Here is a 17,654-nt window from a genome sequence, read left to right as displayed (position 1 = left end):
CCGATGCAACCCGCCTCCGAGCCCGTTGGTATTAGAGGCGATACCGCACCTCATCCAGGGGGATTTCATGTACGTGGACCGTTCGGCCGGTTGGACCGCCGGCCGTTTCGGCGCCGTTGTCGTGGCCTGTTCGGCCCTGTTCTCGGCCGTCGGTTGTTCGGCGGACGCGGGTTACGGCGTCAGGGTTGCCGGTGACTCGGCGGGGGTCGGGGCCTCCGCCGCGGCGGACGGGAAGACCGCGGGCAGGGACAACGAAGGCGCGGGCAGGGCGTCCGGCGCACGCCCGGTTCCGTCGGTGCCGGAGCCCGCCGTGCTGGCGCAGGCGCGGGTGAACATACCCGACGGGCAGACGGTGGGTGTGGGCATGCCCATATCCGTCACCTTCTCCCGGCCGGTTCCCGCTGCCGAGCGCAAGGGTGTCGAGAACTGGCTGCGCGTACAGACCTCGTCGGGCACGAAGGGGGCATGGAGCTGGGTGAAGGACAGCAGCCTCCTGGACGGACAGCGTGTCGACTTCCGCCCCAGCACCGCCTATTGGCAGTCCGGCACCAGGGTCACTCTCCGTCTGGGCTCGCACGGCGCCCGGCACTTCGTCATCGGCCGGTCGCTGGTGGCCACGGTCGACGCGAAGACACACATGATGACCGTCCGCACCGGCGGTACGACGCGGCGCATCCCGGTCACCACCGGGGCGCCGGGGACGGACACCTGGAACGGGACGATGGTCGTCATGGACAAGCAGCGCAAGGTGCTCATGGACTCCCGCACCGTGGGCCTCGGGAACGAGTACCGCGGCGACTACTTCTGGGCCGTGCACCTGACGACGTCGGGGACATACGTGCACCAGAATCCGCGGGCCAACACCGAGGCCGGACACCGTAACGTCACCCACGGCTGTGTCGGCCTCGCCTCCGACGGCGCCGCCCAACGCTTCTACGACCAGGTGCGGGTCGGCGACGTCGTCACGGTCACCGGGGCGGACAAGGACACCGTGGCCGCCGGTAACGGCTACGGCGACTGGAACCTGACCTGGAAGCAGTGGCTCGCGCACAGCGCGGCCGGCGCCACCACGACCGCATGACCCCCATCGCACCGGCCCCGCGCCGCACGCGCCCCGCGCCGTGAGAAGAGAGCACGACAAGGTGACCGAGGACGAGTTCGACCTCTTCTACACGGCTGCCTGCCCGCGTCTGGAATCCGTTGCGCCAGGCAATCGGCAAACCGGCAACATCCAAGGCCCGTCGCGGCCGCCGCCCTACAGGCCGCAACACTCCCGATCCACAGCTCAGGACTGGTGCACACCCGCCGAAGCACTCGTCGCGGTGGCCGATACCGGCCCCGGCATTCCCGCCGACGAACTGCCGCACGTCTTCGACCGCCTGTGGCGCGGGCACGGGCTCGCGCCGGAAGCGGCAACGGCAACGGCTCGTTCACCACTCCCGCCCCGAGCCGCGGGTTGCCTCCCAGGCAAATACCCCCCAGGGTATTTGACGCTCCCCCGCGAGCGGTCGTACGCTCGCCGGAGAGATACCCAGGGGGGTAATTGAGGAGGCAACGAAGTAGCTCGTGAAGTGACACCCGAGGCGTTCGCAGCGGCCTGGGCCGAGGTGCGTTCGTGGTCGACGTACGGGAGGCGGACGGGTACGCGGTCGGGCACGTCCCCGGCGCGCGGCTGATGCCGCTGCGCACCGTGCCCACCCGGTGCGGTGCACTGCCCGCCGGACGGCCGGTGTACGTGATCTGCGCCGGCGGCAACCGCAGCAGGACCGCCGCCGGCTGGGTGCACTCCCGCCACATCGACGCCCACTCCATGGCCGGCGGCACCGGCGCCTGGGCCCGCGGCGGCCGCCACCGCGTCGCCGGTTCGCACGAGCACGCCGCCTGACCCCCGTCCGGCACCCACACACCGGCCACCCGGAAAGGAGCCCCGCCTTGGCCGCAACCCCGTCCCCCGCCGACTCACCGATCTCCGGCCGCCACCGCGTCGCCGTCATAGGCGGCGGCAGCGCCGGCATCAGCGTTGCCGCCCGCCTGCGCCGCGCAGGCGTCACCGACATCACCCTGATCGAACCGTCCAACACCCACTGGTACCAGCCGTTGTGGACCCTGGTCGGCGGTGGTCAGGCACCCTTGAACACCACCCGCCGCCCTGAGGGATCGGTGATACCGGACGGCGTGCGCTGGATCCGCCGCCGCGCTCTGGCCGTCGACCCGGAGGCCCGCACGGTGAGCCTGTCCGGCGGTGCCGAGCTCACCTACGAGCACCTGGTGATGGCCCCCGGCCTCCAGCTCGACTGGGGCGGGGTGCCCGGCCTCGCCGAGGCGGTCGGCCATGACCGGGTGAGCAGCAACTACGCGCCGGAGTTCGCGCCACGCACCTGGGAGCTGATCAAGGGCATGCGGTCCGGCACCGCGGTCTTCACCCACCCGGCGACCCCGCTGAAGTGCGGCGGCGCCCCGCAGAAGATCGCCTACCTGGCCGCCGACCACTGGCGCAGGCGGAAAGTGCTCGACGACATCCGGATCGTCATCGTCCTCCCCGATCCGGCGATGTTCAAGGTGCCCGCCTGGTCACGGGTGCTGGAGAAGGTGGCCCAGCGGTACGGCATCGAGGTGCGGCTGCGCTCCGAGATGACCGCCGTCGACGGCTCCGGCCGCGAGGTCACGGTCACCGACCACGCGAACGGCACGAAGGAGACCATCGGCTACGACCTCCTGCACGCGGTGCCGCCGCAGAGCGCCCCCGCCTGGGTCAAGGCGAGCCCGCTCGCCGACCCGGCGAGTCCCCAGGGCTTCGTCGCCGCCGACAAGCACACCCTCCAGCACCCCACCTACGACCACGTCTTCGCGCTCGGCGATGTGGCCAACCTGCCCACCTCGAAGACCGGCGCGGCCGTACGCAAGCAAGCGCCGGTGGTCGCGGCGAACCTGCTGGACGTGATGAACGGCCGCTCCCCGTCGCACCGGTACGACGGCTACACGTCCTGCCCGCTGGTGACCGCCCGCGACCGGATGCTGCTCGCCGAGTTCGACTACGACCTGAACCCCACACCCACGTTCCCGCTGATCGACCCCTTCAAGGAGCGGCGCACGATGTGGGCGTTCAAGCGGTACGTGCTGCCGCCGGTGTACTGGCACGGCATGCTCACCGGCCGTCTCTGACCGGTCGGCCCGGGCATCCCCCGACCCGGGCCGGCCACCACACCCGCCCTCGGACAAGGGCGGACCAGACCCTTCCATATACCCCCCGGGGTAATCAACACTTCCGGCATGGAGGTCACCCGACCATGTTCTTCGCCCAGTACTACCTCGACTGCCTCTCCCAGGCGTCGTACCTGATCGCCGACGAGACCACGGGCAAGGCCGTCGTCGTCGACCCGCGCCGTGACGTCTCCGAATACCTCACCGACGCTGCGGCCCACGGCTTCACCATCGAGGCGGTCGTCAACACCCACTTCCACGCCGACTTCCTCGCCGGCCATCTGGAGCTCGCCGACCGCACCGGCGCCTGGATCGGCTACGGGCAGCGTGCCGAGGCCGAGTACCCCATCCGCAAGCTGACCGACGGCGAGAGCATCAGCCTCGGCGAGGTCCGGATCCAGATCCTCGAAACCCCGGGCCACACGCCGGAGTCGATCAGCGTCCTGGTGTACGAGCACGCCGACGACGCCGTCCCCTACGGCGTCCTCACCGGAGACGCGCTGTTCATCGGCGACGTCGGTCGGCCCGACCTGCTGGCCTCGATCGGCGTGACCGCCGACGAACTCGGCAGGATGCTCTACGACACGGTCCAGCACAAGCTGATGGCCCTCCCGGACGCCGTGCGGGTCTTCCCCGCCCACGGTGCGGGCTCCGCCTGCGGCAAGAACCTCTCCACCCAGCGCCAGTCCACCATCGGCGAGCAGCGCGCCACCAACTACGCCTGCCGGCCGATGAGCGAGGAGCGGTTCGTGAAGTTGGTGACGGAGGGGCAGCCGTCCGCACCCGCCTACTTCGTCTACGACGCCATCCTCAACCGCAAGGAGCACAGCCTGTTCGACGCGGCCACCATGCCCCGGCCGCTGTCGGTCGCTGAGTTCATGGAGCGGCGCACGACGGGAGCGGTCGTGGTCGACGCCCGTTCGCCGCAGGACTTCGCGCCCGGCCATCTGCGCGGCTCGGTCAACGTGCCCGCGGACGGCCGCTTCGCCGAGCAGGCGGGCACGGTCGTCGCCCCCGAGCAGGAGGTCGTCGTCATCGCGCCGCAGGACCGCGAGGAGGAGGTCGTCACCCGGCTCGCCCGGATCGGCTTCGACAAGGTCGGCGGCTATCTGCGCGAACCCGAGGGCGCCTTCCCCGCCCTGGCCGACGAGATGGAGCAGGCCAGCCGACTGACCGCCGACGAACTGCGCCGACTGCTGGACGGCGACGATGCGCCGCTGGTGCTGGATGTGCGCAACGCCGCCGAGCGCGAAGAAGGCTTCATCGAGAGCTCGTTGCACATTCCGCTCGCCGAACTCGCCCGCCGTATCGACGAGATCCCGGCCGACCGTCCCCTGGTCGTACACTGCGCGGGCGGCCATCGCTCCTCCATCGCCGCCAGTCTGCTGCGCCACGAGGGCCGCACCGACGTCTCCGACCTGCTCGGCGGCTACGGCGCCTGGCGCGCCCTGCCGGCGTCGGCCGACGTCTGATGTGCCGCGCTCCCCGGCGGCGGCCGCGGGCTTCGGCCGCCGCCCACTCCCAACAGTTCCGAAGACGGTGAGGCCCTCATGGCCACCCATGCCGGCAAACCGCGCCTCGATCCCGCCGCCCTGCACGAACCGACCCGGTCAGCCGAGGGCCCACGCCTGCTGGACGGACGCACGCCCGGCGAGTACCGCACCGCCCACATCCCCGGCTCCCAACGTCCCCCTCGACACCCTGCGCGAGCACCGCGCCGAACTGCTCCCCACCTCGACGAGGACGTGATACTCGTTTGCCGCTCCGTCCCCCGCGACGCGCAGGCCGGGCAGGCCCTCGCCGAGGCCGGACTGCCCGACCTGCAGATGGCTGGACGCCTCGCCGTGGGTGAAACGGAGGACCGCCGTGGGCACGCCGACATTCGGACAGCAGGGCCAGGAGGCCGCCCAGGCACTCAGGTGTAGATGATCTGGCCGCCGGCCGCGTGCTCGTAGAACTCTCCGACCGTGATGATGCCCTGGACCTGCTCGACGAGGTCGTCCTTGCCGAGCTCGAAGAGGTCGACGGACGCCTTGCAGGCGTAGATGCCCGCGCCGGTGTCGGCGATCATCTCGATGAACTCGGGGATCGGCGGGATGTCGAGCTTGTCCATCTTGCGTTCCATGTAGCGGGTGACCAGGTCCGGGACTCCCGGCATGCCGCCCAGCAGGGTCGGCAGGTGCAGGCCAGGGTTGCCGACGGTCGCCAGCTTGATGTGCTCCCAGCGCTTCTTCGTGATCGCGTCCAGGCCGAAGAAGGTGAAGAACAGATCGGCCTCGATGCCCTCGGCGCGGGCGCCGTTGGCCATGATCAGGGCCGGGTAGATCCCCTCCAGGGAACCCTTGGAGACGATGATCGACACCTTCTCGATCGTGGTCGTTGCCGTGTCGGCCATGGCGAGCCCCTTCCTTTTCAGGTGCACCTCAGATGCAGCCGCGCGGCTTGGGGATCCCGGCGATCCTCGCGGCGGTCTTCGCCGGACCCTTGGGGAAGAGCTGGTAAAGCTCCTTGACGCTCACGCCCGAGGTCTTGCCCAGCACCCGCACGGTGGGGCCGGTGCCCTTGGCCGCGTACTGCTCGCGCATGAAGCGGATGACCGCCCAGTGCCGGTCGGTCAGCGTCTCGATACCCGCCTCGCGGGCGATCTGGTCGGCCATCGGTTCGGTCCACCGGGCCGGGTCGGTGAAGAAACCCTCGTCATCGACGGGCACGGTGGTGCCGTCGTAGGTGGCTGTGGGCATGGTGGGGTCCTCTCTCCTCGGACGGACACGTGGTCTCAGGCGGACACGTGGTCTCAGGCGGACACGTGGTGTTTGCCGTGCTCGGGCATCGCCGAGCCGATCCCGGGCACTTCCCGGCCGGGCAGCAGGCTGTGCCAGTACAGCCACTCGAAGGCCAGCTTGCCGAGATGGCTCGCGTGCGACTCCTTCAGCAGCGGCAGACCGACCGGACCCGGGAAGTGACCGGGCAGTGGCTCTGTGTCGTAGTTGAAGTCGATCAACAGGGCCTTGTGGAAGCCGGTCTCCACGAAACAGTTGGTGTGTCCGTCGAAGGAGGCGTCCAGCGGCCGCCCGGCCAGGAACCGGCCTATGTTGCGAACCAGCACCTCGCCCTCGAAGTGCGCCACCGACCCCGCCTTCGACGCCGGCAGGCCCGCCGCGTCCCCGATCGCGAACACCTCGGGGCGGTCGGGGTGCTGGAGGGTGTGCGGGTCGACGGGTATGAAGCCCAGTTCGTCGCCCAGCCCGTCCGAACGGCCGACGTACTCGGCGCCGCCGTGCAGTGGCACGACCACCGCCAGGTCGAACGGCAGCTCCCGTTCGTCGTACGACACCAGCCGTCCCCTGGCACCGTCGACCTCGCCGAGCGTGAACTCGGTGACCAGCTCGATGCCCTTGTCCGCCAGCAGCCCGCCCAGCGCCTTCGCCGCGACCGGCTTGGTGAAAGCGCCGTCGAGCGGGGTGGCGTACGTCAGCTGGACCCGGTCGCGGATGCCGCGCCGCTGGAAGTACCAGTCGGCCAGGAAGGCGAACTCCAGGGGCGCCACCGGGCACCTGAGCGGCAGGTCGGCGACGTCGATCACCACCCGGCCGCCCTGGAAGCGCTCCAGGGCGCGGTGCAGGCCGATCGCGCCGGGCCGGTCGTAGAAGGTGAAGACCTTCTCTCCCCAGCCCTTGCCGGTCAGCCCCTCGGTCTCCTCCGGCAGCAGCGCGGCCCCGGTGGCGACCACGAGAACGTCGTACGACAGCCGGATGCCCCCGGCGAGGTGCACCGTCCGCGCGTCCAGGTCGACCCGCTCGATCCGGGCCTGCTTGTAGCCGACGCCGGCGCGCAGCTGCCGCGGCCGGGAGCGCACGAGGTGATGCGGCTCGGCCAGGCCGAACGGGACGAACAGCAGACCGGGCTGGTAGACGTGGTCGTCGTCCTGGTCGAGGACCGTGATCCGGTATCCGCTCTCGCCGTACGTGCGGCACAGGCGGTTCGCCGTGATGGTGCCGGCGGTCCCGCCGCCGAGAATCACGATGTGTTTGCCCATGCCTCCACTGTCGTGCGGATGATGACAGCGAGGCATGGGCCGACCGGCCCGGGTCGGGTACCCACCCGGGTATACCTTCGGCGGCGCCCGTCACCACGGGGCCCGCTCGGCCACACGAATCCCCTGGCAAAATACCCGGCAGGGTATATCAGCGCGATTGGGGGCACGAGGGTCGAACGGTCCTCGGCGCACCCCGTCGGCCCCTCGCCCCGCCCCCGTGCTCGGCGGTCGACTGGAATCCGGAGCAGCCGACACCAGCAAGAAGGGCCCGGCCATGACCGGCAGCGCACCACAGCCCCTCGGCACGAACCGTCCGCAGCCCATGGATGACCATCGCCTGGAAGTCATCCACGTCGAGCAGGACGCGTACACGGTGGACATCCGCGGACACCGCCTCCGGGTCGACCAACCCCTGGAGGCGGGCGGCACGGACACCGCACCCACCCCGACCGAGCTCTTCGCGGCCTCCCTGGCCACCTGCGTGGCGTTCTACGCGGGCCGCTACCTACAGCGGCACGGCCTGCCCCGCGCCGGGTTGCGCGTCCGTGCGGAGTTCACCATGGCCGCCGACCGCCCGGCGCGCGTCACCTCCCTGCGCCTCGTGATCGCCCCGCCGCCGGAGCTGCCCGAGCAGCGCCGTGCGGGCCTGCTGGCCGTGGCCTCGCACTGCACCGTCCACAACACCCTCCGCCAGCCGCCCGAGGTCGACATAGAGCTGGAGTCCTGAGCACGTCCTCGGCACCGGGTGTGTCGCCGATGAGGTGCTCGACGGACCCTACGGCCCGAAGCGGATCGTCTACGCCGACTACACCGCCTCCGGCCGCTCACTGGACTTCACCGAAGACTTCGTCCGCGAGCAGGTGGTGCCGCGCTACGGCAACACGCGCACGACGCGCTCTTCCTGTCCCCGCACAAGTTCGTCGGCAGTCCGCAGACCCCGGGGGGCCCTCGTCGTACGCCGTGAACTGGCCCGCAACCCGGTGCCCACCCCGCCCGGCTGCGGCACCGTCGCCTTTGTCGAGCCGCTCGGCCACCGCTACCTCGACGACCTGGTCGCCCGCGAGGAGGGCGGCACCCCGGCCATCGTCGAGTCCATTCACGCCGGCCTGGTCTTCGCCCTCACAGAGGCCGTCGGCACCGACACAGTCCAGGCCGCCGAGGAGCGCCACTGGCGGCGGGCGCCGGCGCACCGGGACCGCAACCGCCGGATCGAGATCCTCGGCAACCACCACGCCCGGCGGCTGTCCGTCACAACTACGTCGTCGCCCTGCTCAACGACCTCTTCGGCGTCCAGGCCCGCGGCGACTGCTCGTGTGCCGGACCGTACGGCCACCGCCTGCTCGCCATCGACGCGGCCACCTCCCACGCCCTGCTCGACGGCGTCGTGCACGGCTGCGACGGCATCAAACCCGGCTGGACCCGCGTCAACTTCAACTACTTCATCAGCGACCCGTCCGCGACTACCTCATCGACGCCGCCGACCTGATCGCCACGCACGGCCACCGGCTGCTGCCCGAGTACCGCCTCGGCCCGCACACCTGGCAGTGGCGCCACCGCGACGGCCGCGCCGACCCGCCGCTGCCCCTGACCGATGTGCGCTCCACGGCCGACGACCGGCTCACCACCCCAAAAGCCCGCCACCGTCGACTGGGCGAAGAGGCGTTCTCGTTGCCGCCGGTCTGCGTGGAACAAACCCGACCCGGCGCCGGTTGAACCGTACGGACATCCATACCCCACCGGGTATATGAGAGGGGAGCGGAACCCATGCCGACCGTGGAACTGACCAAGGACAACTTCGAGGAGACCGTCACCGGCTCCGACATCGTGCTGATCGACTTCTGGGCGGCCTGGTGCGGCCCGTGCCGGATGTTCGGCCCCGTCTACGAGAAGGCGGCGGAACGCCACCCGGACATCGTCTTCGGCAAGGTCGACACCGAGGCACAGCCCGAACTCGCCGCGGCCTTCCGGATCTCGTCCATCCCCACGCTGATGGCCGTCCGCGACCGGACCGTGCTGTACGCCCAGCCCGGCGCGCTGCCACCGCAGGCCCTGGAGGAACTCATCGGCAAGGTCCGGGCCGTCGACATGGAGGACGCGCGCCGCGAGGCCGCAGACAGGGTGGGAGCGAACTGACACGCTTCGGAGCGCACGTGGAACCACGCGCCCCGAACGCGCCACCCAGCGAACCCGCTGCTCAGCGGCCGCGCAGAGCGGCCAGCGCGTCGTCGAGATCAGCCGTACGGGGGCGATTGTGGGGCAGCTTGCCCAGGACGACCGCCATACCGCAGGTGTTCATGAGGGCGGAGAAGACCAGGCCGCCCGCGATACCGGCGGAGAGGAACTGGAAGGCCGGGTGCACGAGGAGTCCGAGCAGGAGGCCGAGGAGCACCAGGGCGCCGGCCGTGAAGCGGACCTGGCGCTCCATGCTCCAGCCGGCACGGGCGTCGCGGACAGCCGGGCGGTGCAGGTCGTGCCCTTCGGCGGCCCAGGCGCCGGTGCCGCCGGCGAGGGTCGCTGTGGTGACGCCCTGCTCGGCCAGGAGCTTGCAGGTGTTCTCCGAACGGGCCCCGGAGGCGCACACGACGAGGTGACCGGAGGCGTACTCGGCGGGCGTGCGCACGTCGATGACGGCGAACTCGTGGAGTCGGGTGCGGGCCTGGGCGATATCGAGGTCGACAGGGGCGGTCATGACAGATGTGATCCTTAATGGTCGACGCCGTCCCGAACCGGGACGTACAGTACCCCTGGGGGTATATTCCGAGGAGTGATCGTGGAACTGGAGCTTGCGGGTGCGGACCTGAAGGCCGTGCTGAACCGGCTGCGCCGCGCGCAGGGTCAGATCTCCGGTGTGATCCGGATGATCGAGGAGGGGCGCGACTGCGAGGACGTCGTCACGCAACTCGCGGCGGCTTCGCGCGCCTTGGACCGCGCCGGTTTCGCGATCATCGCAACCGGCCTGCAGCAGTGTGTGACGGACATCGAGTCCGGGCGCAAGAGCGGCGAGGACAGCGAGCAGATGCGCGAACGGCTGGAGAAGCTGTTCCTGTCCCTGGCGTAAGGGCGTCCGCAGCGGCGACCGTCACAGCACCGCGTCGATCAGCATGAAGGCCGCAACGGCCAGCAGCACAAGGGCGAAGATCCGCTGGAGCGTGTGCCCGGAGATCTTCGCGGCGAGCCACTTGCCGTCCCATCCGCCGAGGATCGCGGCCCCGACGAACGGGCCGACGACGGCCCGGTCGAGTCCCTCGACCGTGTCCGCGCGCATCGCCAGCGCGGCCGGCGAGTTGGCGGTGATGCCCAGCAGGCTGGTGCCCACCGCGTTGCGCATCCGCATCCCGAGCACCCCGACCGGCGCAACAGGGCAAGTATGACCGCGCTCACGCAACTGTGCCGTTAGCGCCGCGCGCGTCCACCACGGGCAGCCCGGCTCCGGCCCAGTCCCGCATGCCGCCGATCACGTCCACGGCTCGGGAGCCGCGGGCGACGAGCAGTTCGGCGGCCTGCCGGGAGCGGTTGCCGGAGCGGCAGATCACGATCAGGGGCCGCGCCTGGGCTTGCGTGGGCAGTCCCGCGCCGGCAGCCAGTGCCGAGAGGGCCAGGTGCACGGCTCCGGGCGCGTGACTCGCCTGCCACTCGTACGGCTCGCGCACGTCCAACAGCACGGTCTCGCCACCGCCCTCGGCGGTGCGCCCGTGGCCGCTGCGTGCCGCTGCCTCCTGCACGGTCACGCGGCCCGAGCCGCCTCGGCTCCGCCGGAAGATGCTCATCCCGGTTTCTCCCTCCTGTTTCTGTTTCGGATGTGGGTACGGCCGGCGTCAGGCGGCCCGGACGGCCAGTCCTGCCTTCTCGGCCGCGGCGAAGGAGTCGGCGACGGCGACGACGGTGCGCCCGGCGGCATCCAGCGAGGAGGCGGCGATACCGGCGCGCATGCCGCCCGCGCAGTGCACCCACACCTCGCCGTCCGGGATTTCGTCGAGGCGGCGGTGCAGAGCGCGGGTCGGGATGTGCACCGAGCCTTCGACGCACCCGCCCGCCCGCTCCGACCCACGCCGGATGTCCAGGACGACCACACCCTCCCGCGCGCGCCCGGCCAGGTCGGCGAACGTCGCCAGCCGGGGGTGGTCAGCGCGCGCAGCGTCAGGCCGGCATCGAGGGCCGTGACATCGCCGTCGCGCACGGGCGTCCGCTCGAAGGACACCCGGGCCCCGGCCGGCACGAGGTGGGCGGCGCCCGTGCGGCGGGCCGGCTCCGGGCCGCCGGTGACGTAGTCGTTGTGCACGTGCGCCTCGACGACGTGTGCGATCCGCACGCCGCGCAACGCGGCCGCGGTGATCACCCGGGCGACGTCGCGGGGCGGGTCGACGGCCACGGCCGTCCGCTCGCCGCCGGCGAGATGGCTGGGGTTGCCGAGCCCCGGCGCCTCGATGGTGTCGACGAAGAGCACGGGGTACTCCCTTCCAGCGAATAATTACCCCTGGGGGTATATCTTGGACGGTAGTTTGAGTACCCCTGGGGGTATTTACGAGGACAGGACGTACCCCGGGAGACACCGCACGAGTGCCTCGCACCCGGCGGGACACCCGTCCCGCCGGGCAAGCCGCCGAGAAAGGCCCACGCCCATGCGCTACGACCGCACGGTCCGCCTGGACACCGACTTCGCCACCGCCGTCGCCCGCACCCGCGACGCCCTCGCCGCTCAGGGCTTCGGGATCCTGACCGAGATCGACGTCACCGCCACCCTCAAGGCCAAGCTCGACCACGACATGGAGGACTACGTCATCCTCGGCGCCTGCAACCCGCCCCTCGCCCACCGCGCCCTGGAGACCGACCGCTCGATCGGCCTGCTGCTGCCCTGCAACGTGGTCGTCCGCCGCGACGGCGACCGCACCGCCGTACAGGCCCTCGACCCCAACACCATGGTCGCCCTCACCGAACTCGACGCCCTGCGCCCGGTCGCGGAGGAGGCCACCCGCCGCCTCGACGCAGCTCTCGCGTCCCTCGCGTCGGGCGACACGACCGTCTGACGGCGCGCCGGGTCAGTGCACGCGTACGGCCAGCCATGACAGGCCCACTCCGGTGATCGCAGAGCGCCGCAACTCAATGATCACGAGGCAATCCTCCTGCCGGTTGTCGGAATGCTGCCGCTTGCCTGCGCAGCGTTCTCAGGTCGCGGCGTGCAATCGCCCGGCCTAGTCTGTTTGAGAGGCTTGCGCGCGCTGTAACAGCATTGCCGGCTGCGGCACTTGTCTCAGACGCCGGCAGCCAGAGCCCTCCCCTCCACCACGTAGGTCCAGTCGAACAAGGGGGAGGAGTCACCCGGCCGAGTCGGGGACTTGTTCCTGGCGGCTTGTTTTCCGCCCGAAGGAGGAAACTGTGCAAGCGAAGCGGCTGAGTGTTCTCCTGGCGACCCCGGTGGCTGCCACCGCGCTCCTGTTCCCGCTGTCAGCGACCGCGCAGGCATTCGAGGCACCGTCTGCCCCGGCAGCGGTCGCGCAGCCCGGTTCAGCGACGATCTCCCCCTACGACCAGGGCTACAAGGACGGATACCGGGACGGCCTGGCATACGCCCGCGACTGCATCCGCGGCGACCCTCGTGGACGGGGCGGCAAGCCCGGGGCGTCCGCTGAGTACAACCGCGGCTATGTTGCCGGCGTCATCGCGGCCTACCGCTACGTCCATCGGACCTACTGCGGATTCGAGCCGCGCTGACCAGCAGGCGTCCAAGCTGCAGGGAGGCGATTGGGAAAGGTTCAATCACCGCTGCCGGTGGAGTCGCAGGCAGACGGTGGTGATGGCGTGGCGGTGGATGCCGGTGGTCCAGTCTGCGAGGCGGATGCTGTCTCCGGGGTGTACAAGCGCGGCGCCTGGCCCACGCGGTACGCAGGCCACTACTCGAACGCGCCGGCCTGCCCGAAGAACTCTTCGCTCCGTTGATGGCTGCCGCCGTCCATGACCCGGACCCGAGCTTTTGCCGAGCAGGCGCCCAGCGGGCTTGGTACTGCACTCACTTGCCGCTGCGCGCGGAACGGTCCCCGGCCTACGCACCCGATGGGACACGCGATCCGGCCCTGGACGATGCCCACGGGGCTGGGCTCGGTCTCTCAGTCCGGTCACCTACCTCGCAACGACTCTGAGTCGATCAACCCAAGATGTCCGAGTTCCGTGAGCCGGCATGGTGGCTGCGCGCATAGCCAACCCTCGAACTATGTTGCCCCACCACATGTGCCCCTGACCTGCGTCTTCCTACCGTGTGCCGACACGTACCCGTCCCCACCGCACACGAGGAAGTGGGCACATGGCCTCCGCAGCAGCATCCGCTCCCCCACCCCCCGCCAGCCTCCCCCGCATCGTCGCCGCCAGCCTCATCGGCACCACCATCGAGTGGTACGACAACTCATCCGATCGGGGCTAGGACCTGCGGTTTTCTGCAATTCTGGTCACGGAAGTCAGCACGGAACCAGCACGGGAAGTCGACGGTGATGACTAACGCCCCTCAAAACGAGTCCAGCAGCTGCCTGCAAGGCGGCATCCGAAGGCACGTCCTCACTCTCCGTGTTGACAGGGCAGGCCCCGGACAGCGCAGCAGTTCACCGCGGCAGCCGCCATGGCTTTCGGCCTGCGATGGGGCCGTGGACGGACAAGCCGGGGACACGCCTTCGATCAGGGCCGGCTCGGGAGTTGAACGGGGCTGCGATGGAGCCGCAGCCGGGCCGACCACGGACAGACGGCGAGACCGCTGGATCTTCGCGCGGACGTCCGCCCTGCGATGGGCCGCGACCGTGCAAGCCGCGGGCAGGTCGCCGCAGTCGGGCACGCCATCCCGGAACAGACATTGGGAAGGGCCAGCTGGTACGCGCCGTAGGCCCTGCGATGGGGCCGTGGCCTGGCAGGCCGCGTACAGGGGCCCGTTGACGGCGGTGTGCTCCAGCGCGGTGCCCCTGCGATGGGGCCGCGGACGGTGAGAACCCGGGCAGGTGAATGTGCGCTGAGCAACGGTGAGCCGGGTTTCTGTCTGCGATGGGGCCGCGGCCGAGCGGGCCGCGGACAGCCGAGCAAGTCGGGCCCGAAGGACGCCGAGAAGCGGCCCCTGCGATGGGGCCGCGGCCTGGCAGACCGCGGACAGGCGTAGGTGTGCGTGCCCAGATCGAGGGTGCCCGGAAACCAGCAATGGGGCCGCTGACGGACTGGCGTTGATGACATTGGACGCGCCATTGGCCGGACAGACCCGGTCCAGATCGTGTTGGACGAGGACACGAAGGACCTGCGATGGGGCCGCGGCCTGGCAGGCCACGGACAGTGGTGTACGGGCCGTGGCTGGCCGGCGTCGGTTCCCGCCCGATGGGGCCGCGGCCCGACAGGCCGCGGACAGCTCCGGAGGCCGAGTGCCTGGGCATGAACCGGGCGAACCTCCGATGGGACTGAGGCCGGGCGGGCCACAGACAGCAAGCAGGAGGGCGTGACAATCCGTGTCGACGGGCGCCTGAGATGGGGCCGCGGCCGACCAGGACCGCGGACAGGTGACCGTCCCACGGCAGAAGTCCAGGTCCTGGGAAGACCTGCGATGGGGCTGCGGCTGGGCAGGCCTCGGACAGAATCCCCGCGCCGGTCGAGGACGACCGGTACATCCACCTGCGATGGGGCCGCGGCCTGACAGGCCGCGGGCAGCCCGCGTGTACTCGTCGCGCCGCCCCTTGGGCAGATCCCTGCGATGGGGCCGCGGACAGGGAGGCCGTGGACAGTCGGGGGCCAGACGAGTGCTGGCTGTGTCGGTCCACCTGCGATGGGGCCGTGGCCGGGCAAGCCGCGGACAGGTCGCCACGGTCGGGGGCGCCGACCTCGAAGAGACGACGCTGCGATGGGGCCGCGGCCGGGCAAGCCACGGACAGTTCCTCCCCAGCCGTAACACGTGGGCGACCTTCAAGCTGCTGCGATGGGGCCGCAAGCCTGACAGACCGCGGACGGCCGGCGAATTCTTCGCTCGCACCCGTCGGCGAACGTTCCCGCGATTGAGCCGTGACGCGGGCAGGCCACGGACAGCGGCACGTACTGCCAGGCCATCCTCGCCTACTGGCGCCTGCGATAGGGCCGCGGCCGGGAAGGCCGGGGAGGAGTGCAAGCTTGGCGACGATCGGACCTGCGACGACGTGCCTGCGATGGGGCCGCGGCCGGACAGGCCGCGGACAGATGCCGGTCCAGGTCGCCTGGAGTTTCTGCCAGACCCTGCGATGGGGCGGCGGCCTGGCAGGCCGCGGACAGCGTCCTGGTCGACGCCGCTTGCGGTGGAGTACTGGTGCCTGCGATGGGGCCGCGACCACGCAGGTCGCGGACGGTCCGACGATGCCGCCCAGCCAGCCGTCGTTGTCAATCCTGCGATGGGGCCGCGGCAAGTCCGGGGCAAGACGAGCGGCTGGTCATGTGGTGGGCGCACGAATACCTGCGATGGGGCCACGGCCGGGGAGACCGCGGACAGTCGGTGGACGGCATCCAGGCCAAGGGCAATGTGCACCTGCGATGGGGCCGCGGCCCGACAGGCCGCGGACGTACGGTTACTCTCCAGTTCACCGAACAGAGTCCGCTCCTTCGATGGGACCGCGGCCGGGCAGGCCGCGGACAGGCGGCGTGACCCCGCGGAGCTCAACCACGGCGACCGGCCCGCGATGGGGCTGCGGCCGGGCAGGCCGCGGACAGGCGAATGACGGGTCGGTGCCTGCCATGCCGCCCCCGACCCTGCGATGGAGTCCCGGCCAGACAGACCGCGGATAGGCCGCGTGAGCTGCGGATTCTGTGTCTGGCCTGGTAGTGATCTCACCCTCCCATATGGATAGGTATGGCGATTTTGGAGATTACACCTCGGTGCTTTCCGGGTGTCGCTGGTGCGCTTGCGGTTCCGAAGTGGGGGTGGGGAGGAGGAGTCCTAGGCCGAAGTGGCTGTGGCGGCCGAGGGGGATTGGTCCGCTGATGGGTTCGTTGAAGGTGAGGTGGAGTCCGCGGCTAGGTCGGTTGTCGTTGCGGGTCTCGCGTTTTGTCCGGCGGTGTTGGGTGTAGAGCGGCCAGTCGCCTGAAGGATCTTGCTCTGAGCTGGGGCGGGGTGATGGCGGTGGGCGAGTTCGCGGGCCGCCTCGGCGGTGAAGAACTCGGTGAGTGTCTGGCGTTCCTTCGGGTGTCGCGCTGGGATGAAGGGGGTGACGCTGGTGTAGCGAGCGGAGGGTTTGGTCCATTCAGCGGGGAGGACGTCAGCCGCTGCTCCGTAGGCGGTGATGCGGAGGTGGAGGCGGCGTGGGCCCGGGACGCCTTCCGGGACGCCGATGGTCCCGGTGGTGGCTTGGTGAATGGCGTCGAGTTCCTCGGTGTCGAGTCCTCCGGGGGTCCAGATGATGATTTCGTCGATGCGGCGGTCGTGGTTGCTGTCCCAGGGCAGGAAGTGGGCGTGGTGGTGGTCGGTGAGGGGCGTGCCAGCCGCCTGGAGACCTTCAGTGAGCAGGACGTGGACCGCGAAGCGATCCGCACCGTCCTGGACCAGAAGCAGGCCACTGTCTACAGCGGCGTGAAGTTTCGCAAGGGCGCCCCCTTCGAGTGGTTGTACCTGTACCTGTACCTGTACCTGGCGTCCGTACTGCCCAACGGCCTGTCTCGCATGCCCGGCTCCCGCCCCGACTTCACCCCGCACTTCCCCTGGGGCTCCCTGGCCGCGCTCGAAGGCGACACTCTGGCCTACCTGACCCTGCGCAACGGCGAGGACGAGGAGGGCTGGTTCGGGGAGATCGGCGTCATCGGCCACGGGCCGCGCGCCGACGAACTCGCCGACCAGGTCGCCACCGAGATCATCGAGTGGGACCGCGGCTGGGGCAACGACGGGCCAGAACCCCGCTTCCGCATGGCCGTCGGCGACGCCCGCGACCAACTGACGTCTGCCGAGCCGCGCTTCGTCATCGACAAGACCTACAGCCGTCTCGTGGTCGACTGGCCGCGCGAGGGCTGAACCGATGATCCCCGCGTGCGACTGCGGCTGACGCCTCTAGTTGACACATAACAGCGACAACTGTCACAAGATCGCCGACACCTTGAAGCGGTGGGCAGGTGAACCTGGGAACCGAGAGGCACGCAAGCGCACCCAGGTTTGCTGCGTCGATACCGATTCCATCGATGAGGACTTCACTGCTACGACAGGGAATGCTCTCCACTGCTACTGAACTTGAATGCGTGATGTCGGTCAGTCGTCCATGACGGATCGCGTAGAACATCCGGGACCGCTCGCCCGGCTCGTAGCACGTGTCGACCCACCCGGCTTCGACGGCGCGCCCGGGGCCAGGCGTTCGAGGGGCTCTCGACGACGGCCGAACGCTGACCCTCTGACGGCGGATCAAAAGTGACCCACTTGGTGATCTTCGTCTGACTCTGACCTTGGTGATCAAGGTCA

General features: G+C 70.3%; 19 protein-coding genes and 2 pseudogenes. 13 read left to right on the top strand and 8 right to left on the bottom strand.

Features of this window, described 5'->3' with window-relative positions:
• Window positions 1-67 precede the first annotated feature (67 nt).
• The 5 genes from ACFY3C_RS41465 to ACFY3C_RS41445 all read left to right on the top strand — a co-directional run bounded on the left by ACFY3C_RS41465 (window position 68) and on the right by ACFY3C_RS41445 (window position 5,126).
• Window positions 68-1,081 carry a L,D-transpeptidase gene (locus tag ACFY3C_RS41465; RefSeq protein ID WP_390774545.1) on the top strand — a complete coding sequence of 338 codons (1,014 nt, stop codon included), beginning with the start codon at window positions 68-70 and terminating at the stop codon, window positions 1,079-1,081.
• 534 nt (window positions 1,082-1,615) lie between these two features.
• Window positions 1,616-1,885 (top strand): rhodanese-like domain-containing protein, encoded by a 270-nt coding sequence (locus ACFY3C_RS41460; protein ID WP_390774544.1) that lies wholly within the window; start codon window positions 1,616-1,618, stop codon window positions 1,883-1,885.
• 47 nt (window positions 1,886-1,932) lie between these two features.
• A complete protein-coding gene (locus ACFY3C_RS41455; RefSeq protein WP_390774543.1) occupies window positions 1,933-3,162 on the top strand; it encodes an FAD-dependent oxidoreductase in 1,230 nt (409 codons plus the stop codon).
• A 125-nt stretch (window positions 3,163-3,287) separates the two neighbouring features.
• Complete coding sequence (locus ACFY3C_RS41450; protein ID WP_390774542.1) at window positions 3,288-4,673, top strand: rhodanese-like domain-containing protein; 1,386 nt, start codon at window positions 3,288-3,290, stop codon at window positions 4,671-4,673.
• A 78-nt stretch (window positions 4,674-4,751) separates the two neighbouring features.
• Window positions 4,752-5,126 (top strand): rhodanese-like domain-containing protein, encoded by a 375-nt coding sequence (locus ACFY3C_RS41445; protein ID WP_390774541.1) that lies wholly within the window; start codon window positions 4,752-4,754, stop codon window positions 5,124-5,126.
• Here the strand turns inward: ACFY3C_RS41445 and ACFY3C_RS41440 are convergent.
• From ACFY3C_RS41440 to ACFY3C_RS41430, 3 genes are read right to left on the bottom strand one after another with little or no spacing between them, the layout of a single operon-like run.
• A complete protein-coding gene (locus tag ACFY3C_RS41440; protein WP_386575228.1) occupies window positions 5,117-5,596 on the bottom strand; it encodes a DsrE/DsrF/DrsH-like family protein in 480 nt (159 codons plus the stop codon). The genes ACFY3C_RS41445 and ACFY3C_RS41440 overlap by 10 nt on opposite strands.
• A gap of 28 nt (window positions 5,597-5,624) precedes the next feature.
• Window positions 5,625-5,942: a TusE/DsrC/DsvC family sulfur relay protein gene (locus ACFY3C_RS41435; RefSeq protein WP_386575227.1), complete on the bottom strand. Its 318-nt coding sequence runs from the start codon at window positions 5,940-5,942 to the stop codon at window positions 5,625-5,627.
• A gap of 53 nt (window positions 5,943-5,995) precedes the next feature.
• A complete protein-coding gene (locus ACFY3C_RS41430; RefSeq protein ID WP_390774540.1) occupies window positions 5,996-7,237 on the bottom strand; it encodes an NAD(P)/FAD-dependent oxidoreductase in 1,242 nt (413 codons plus the stop codon).
• A 322-nt stretch (window positions 7,238-7,559) separates the two neighbouring features.
• Here ACFY3C_RS41430 and ACFY3C_RS41425 point away from each other — a divergent pair, with 322 nt between their 5' ends.
• Together ACFY3C_RS41425 and ACFY3C_RS41420 are read left to right on the top strand one after the other, a co-directional pair.
• Window positions 7,560-7,964 (top strand): OsmC family protein, encoded by a 405-nt coding sequence (locus tag ACFY3C_RS41425; protein WP_386575225.1) that lies wholly within the window; start codon window positions 7,560-7,562, stop codon window positions 7,962-7,964.
• A 34-nt stretch (window positions 7,965-7,998) separates the two neighbouring features.
• Window positions 7,999-8,433: pseudogene (locus ACFY3C_RS41420) on the top strand (hypothetical protein); the annotation flags it as partial.
• A 238-nt stretch (window positions 8,434-8,671) separates the two neighbouring features.
• On the opposite strand, the gene ACFY3C_RS41415 reads toward ACFY3C_RS41420, so the two are convergent.
• On the bottom strand, window positions 8,672-8,929 hold the full coding sequence (locus ACFY3C_RS41415; RefSeq protein ID WP_390774606.1) for a hypothetical protein: 258 nt from the start codon (window positions 8,927-8,929) through the stop codon (window positions 8,672-8,674).
• A 72-nt stretch (window positions 8,930-9,001) separates the two neighbouring features.
• On the opposite strand from ACFY3C_RS41415, the gene trxA reads away from it, so the two are divergent.
• Entirely contained in the window at window positions 9,002-9,370 is a 369-nt protein-coding gene (gene trxA / locus ACFY3C_RS41410) for a thioredoxin (protein ID WP_390774539.1), read from the top strand.
• 61 nt (window positions 9,371-9,431) lie between these two features.
• Here the strand turns inward: trxA and ACFY3C_RS41405 are convergent, their stop codons facing one another.
• On the bottom strand, window positions 9,432-9,926 hold the full coding sequence (locus ACFY3C_RS41405) for a rhodanese-like domain-containing protein (RefSeq protein ID WP_390774538.1): 495 nt from the start codon (window positions 9,924-9,926) through the stop codon (window positions 9,432-9,434).
• An 81-nt stretch (window positions 9,927-10,007) separates the two neighbouring features.
• Between ACFY3C_RS41405 and ACFY3C_RS41400 the strand changes: the two genes are divergently transcribed.
• A complete protein-coding gene (locus tag ACFY3C_RS41400; RefSeq protein WP_390774537.1) occupies window positions 10,008-10,295 on the top strand; it encodes a metal-sensitive transcriptional regulator in 288 nt (95 codons plus the stop codon).
• A gap of 21 nt (window positions 10,296-10,316) precedes the next feature.
• On the opposite strand, the gene ACFY3C_RS41395 is transcribed toward ACFY3C_RS41400, so the two are convergent.
• The 3 genes and pseudogenes from ACFY3C_RS41395 to ACFY3C_RS41385 all read right to left on the bottom strand — a co-directional run bounded on the left by ACFY3C_RS41395 (window position 10,317) and on the right by ACFY3C_RS41385 (window position 11,606).
• On the bottom strand, window positions 10,317-10,571 hold the full coding sequence (locus ACFY3C_RS41395) for a TSUP family transporter (protein ID WP_390774536.1): 255 nt from the start codon (window positions 10,569-10,571) through the stop codon (window positions 10,317-10,319).
• A gap of 43 nt (window positions 10,572-10,614) precedes the next feature.
• Window positions 10,615-11,004 carry a rhodanese-like domain-containing protein gene (locus ACFY3C_RS41390; RefSeq protein ID WP_390774535.1) on the bottom strand — a complete coding sequence of 130 codons (390 nt, stop codon included), beginning with the start codon at window positions 11,002-11,004 and terminating at the stop codon, window positions 10,615-10,617.
• 48 nt (window positions 11,005-11,052) lie between these two features.
• Window positions 11,053-11,606: pseudogene (locus tag ACFY3C_RS41385) on the bottom strand (rhodanese-like domain-containing protein).
• Here ACFY3C_RS41385 and ACFY3C_RS41380 point away from each other — a divergent pair.
• The 4 genes from ACFY3C_RS41380 to ACFY3C_RS41365 all read left to right on the top strand — a co-directional run bounded on the left by ACFY3C_RS41380 (window position 11,517) and on the right by ACFY3C_RS41365 (window position 17,216).
• Window positions 11,517-11,705, top strand: a complete 189-nt coding sequence (locus tag ACFY3C_RS41380) for a hypothetical protein (protein WP_390774605.1) — start codon at window positions 11,517-11,519, stop codon at window positions 11,703-11,705. The pseudogene ACFY3C_RS41385 and the gene ACFY3C_RS41380 sit on opposite strands and share 90 nt — an antisense overlap.
• A gap of 151 nt (window positions 11,706-11,856) precedes the next feature.
• Window positions 11,857-12,261: a DUF302 domain-containing protein gene (locus tag ACFY3C_RS41375; RefSeq protein ID WP_386575218.1), complete on the top strand. Its 405-nt coding sequence runs from the start codon at window positions 11,857-11,859 to the stop codon at window positions 12,259-12,261.
• A 349-nt stretch (window positions 12,262-12,610) separates the two neighbouring features.
• Window positions 12,611-12,946, top strand: coding sequence for a hypothetical protein (locus ACFY3C_RS41370; protein WP_390774534.1), 336 nt, complete (start codon window positions 12,611-12,613; stop codon window positions 12,944-12,946).
• A 3,718-nt stretch (window positions 12,947-16,664) separates the two neighbouring features.
• Window positions 16,665-17,216 (top strand): hypothetical protein, encoded by a 552-nt coding sequence (locus ACFY3C_RS41365; RefSeq protein WP_390774533.1) that lies wholly within the window; start codon window positions 16,665-16,667, stop codon window positions 17,214-17,216.
• Window positions 17,217-17,654 lie beyond the last annotated feature (438 nt).

This window comes from Streptomyces sp. NPDC001410 (assembly GCF_042895235.1).
Taxonomy (GTDB): Bacteria; Actinomycetota; Actinomycetes; order Streptomycetales; family Streptomycetaceae; genus Streptomyces.
Note: the sequence above shows the minus strand (reverse complement) of the source record. Positions and strands in the feature narration are given on the sequence as shown.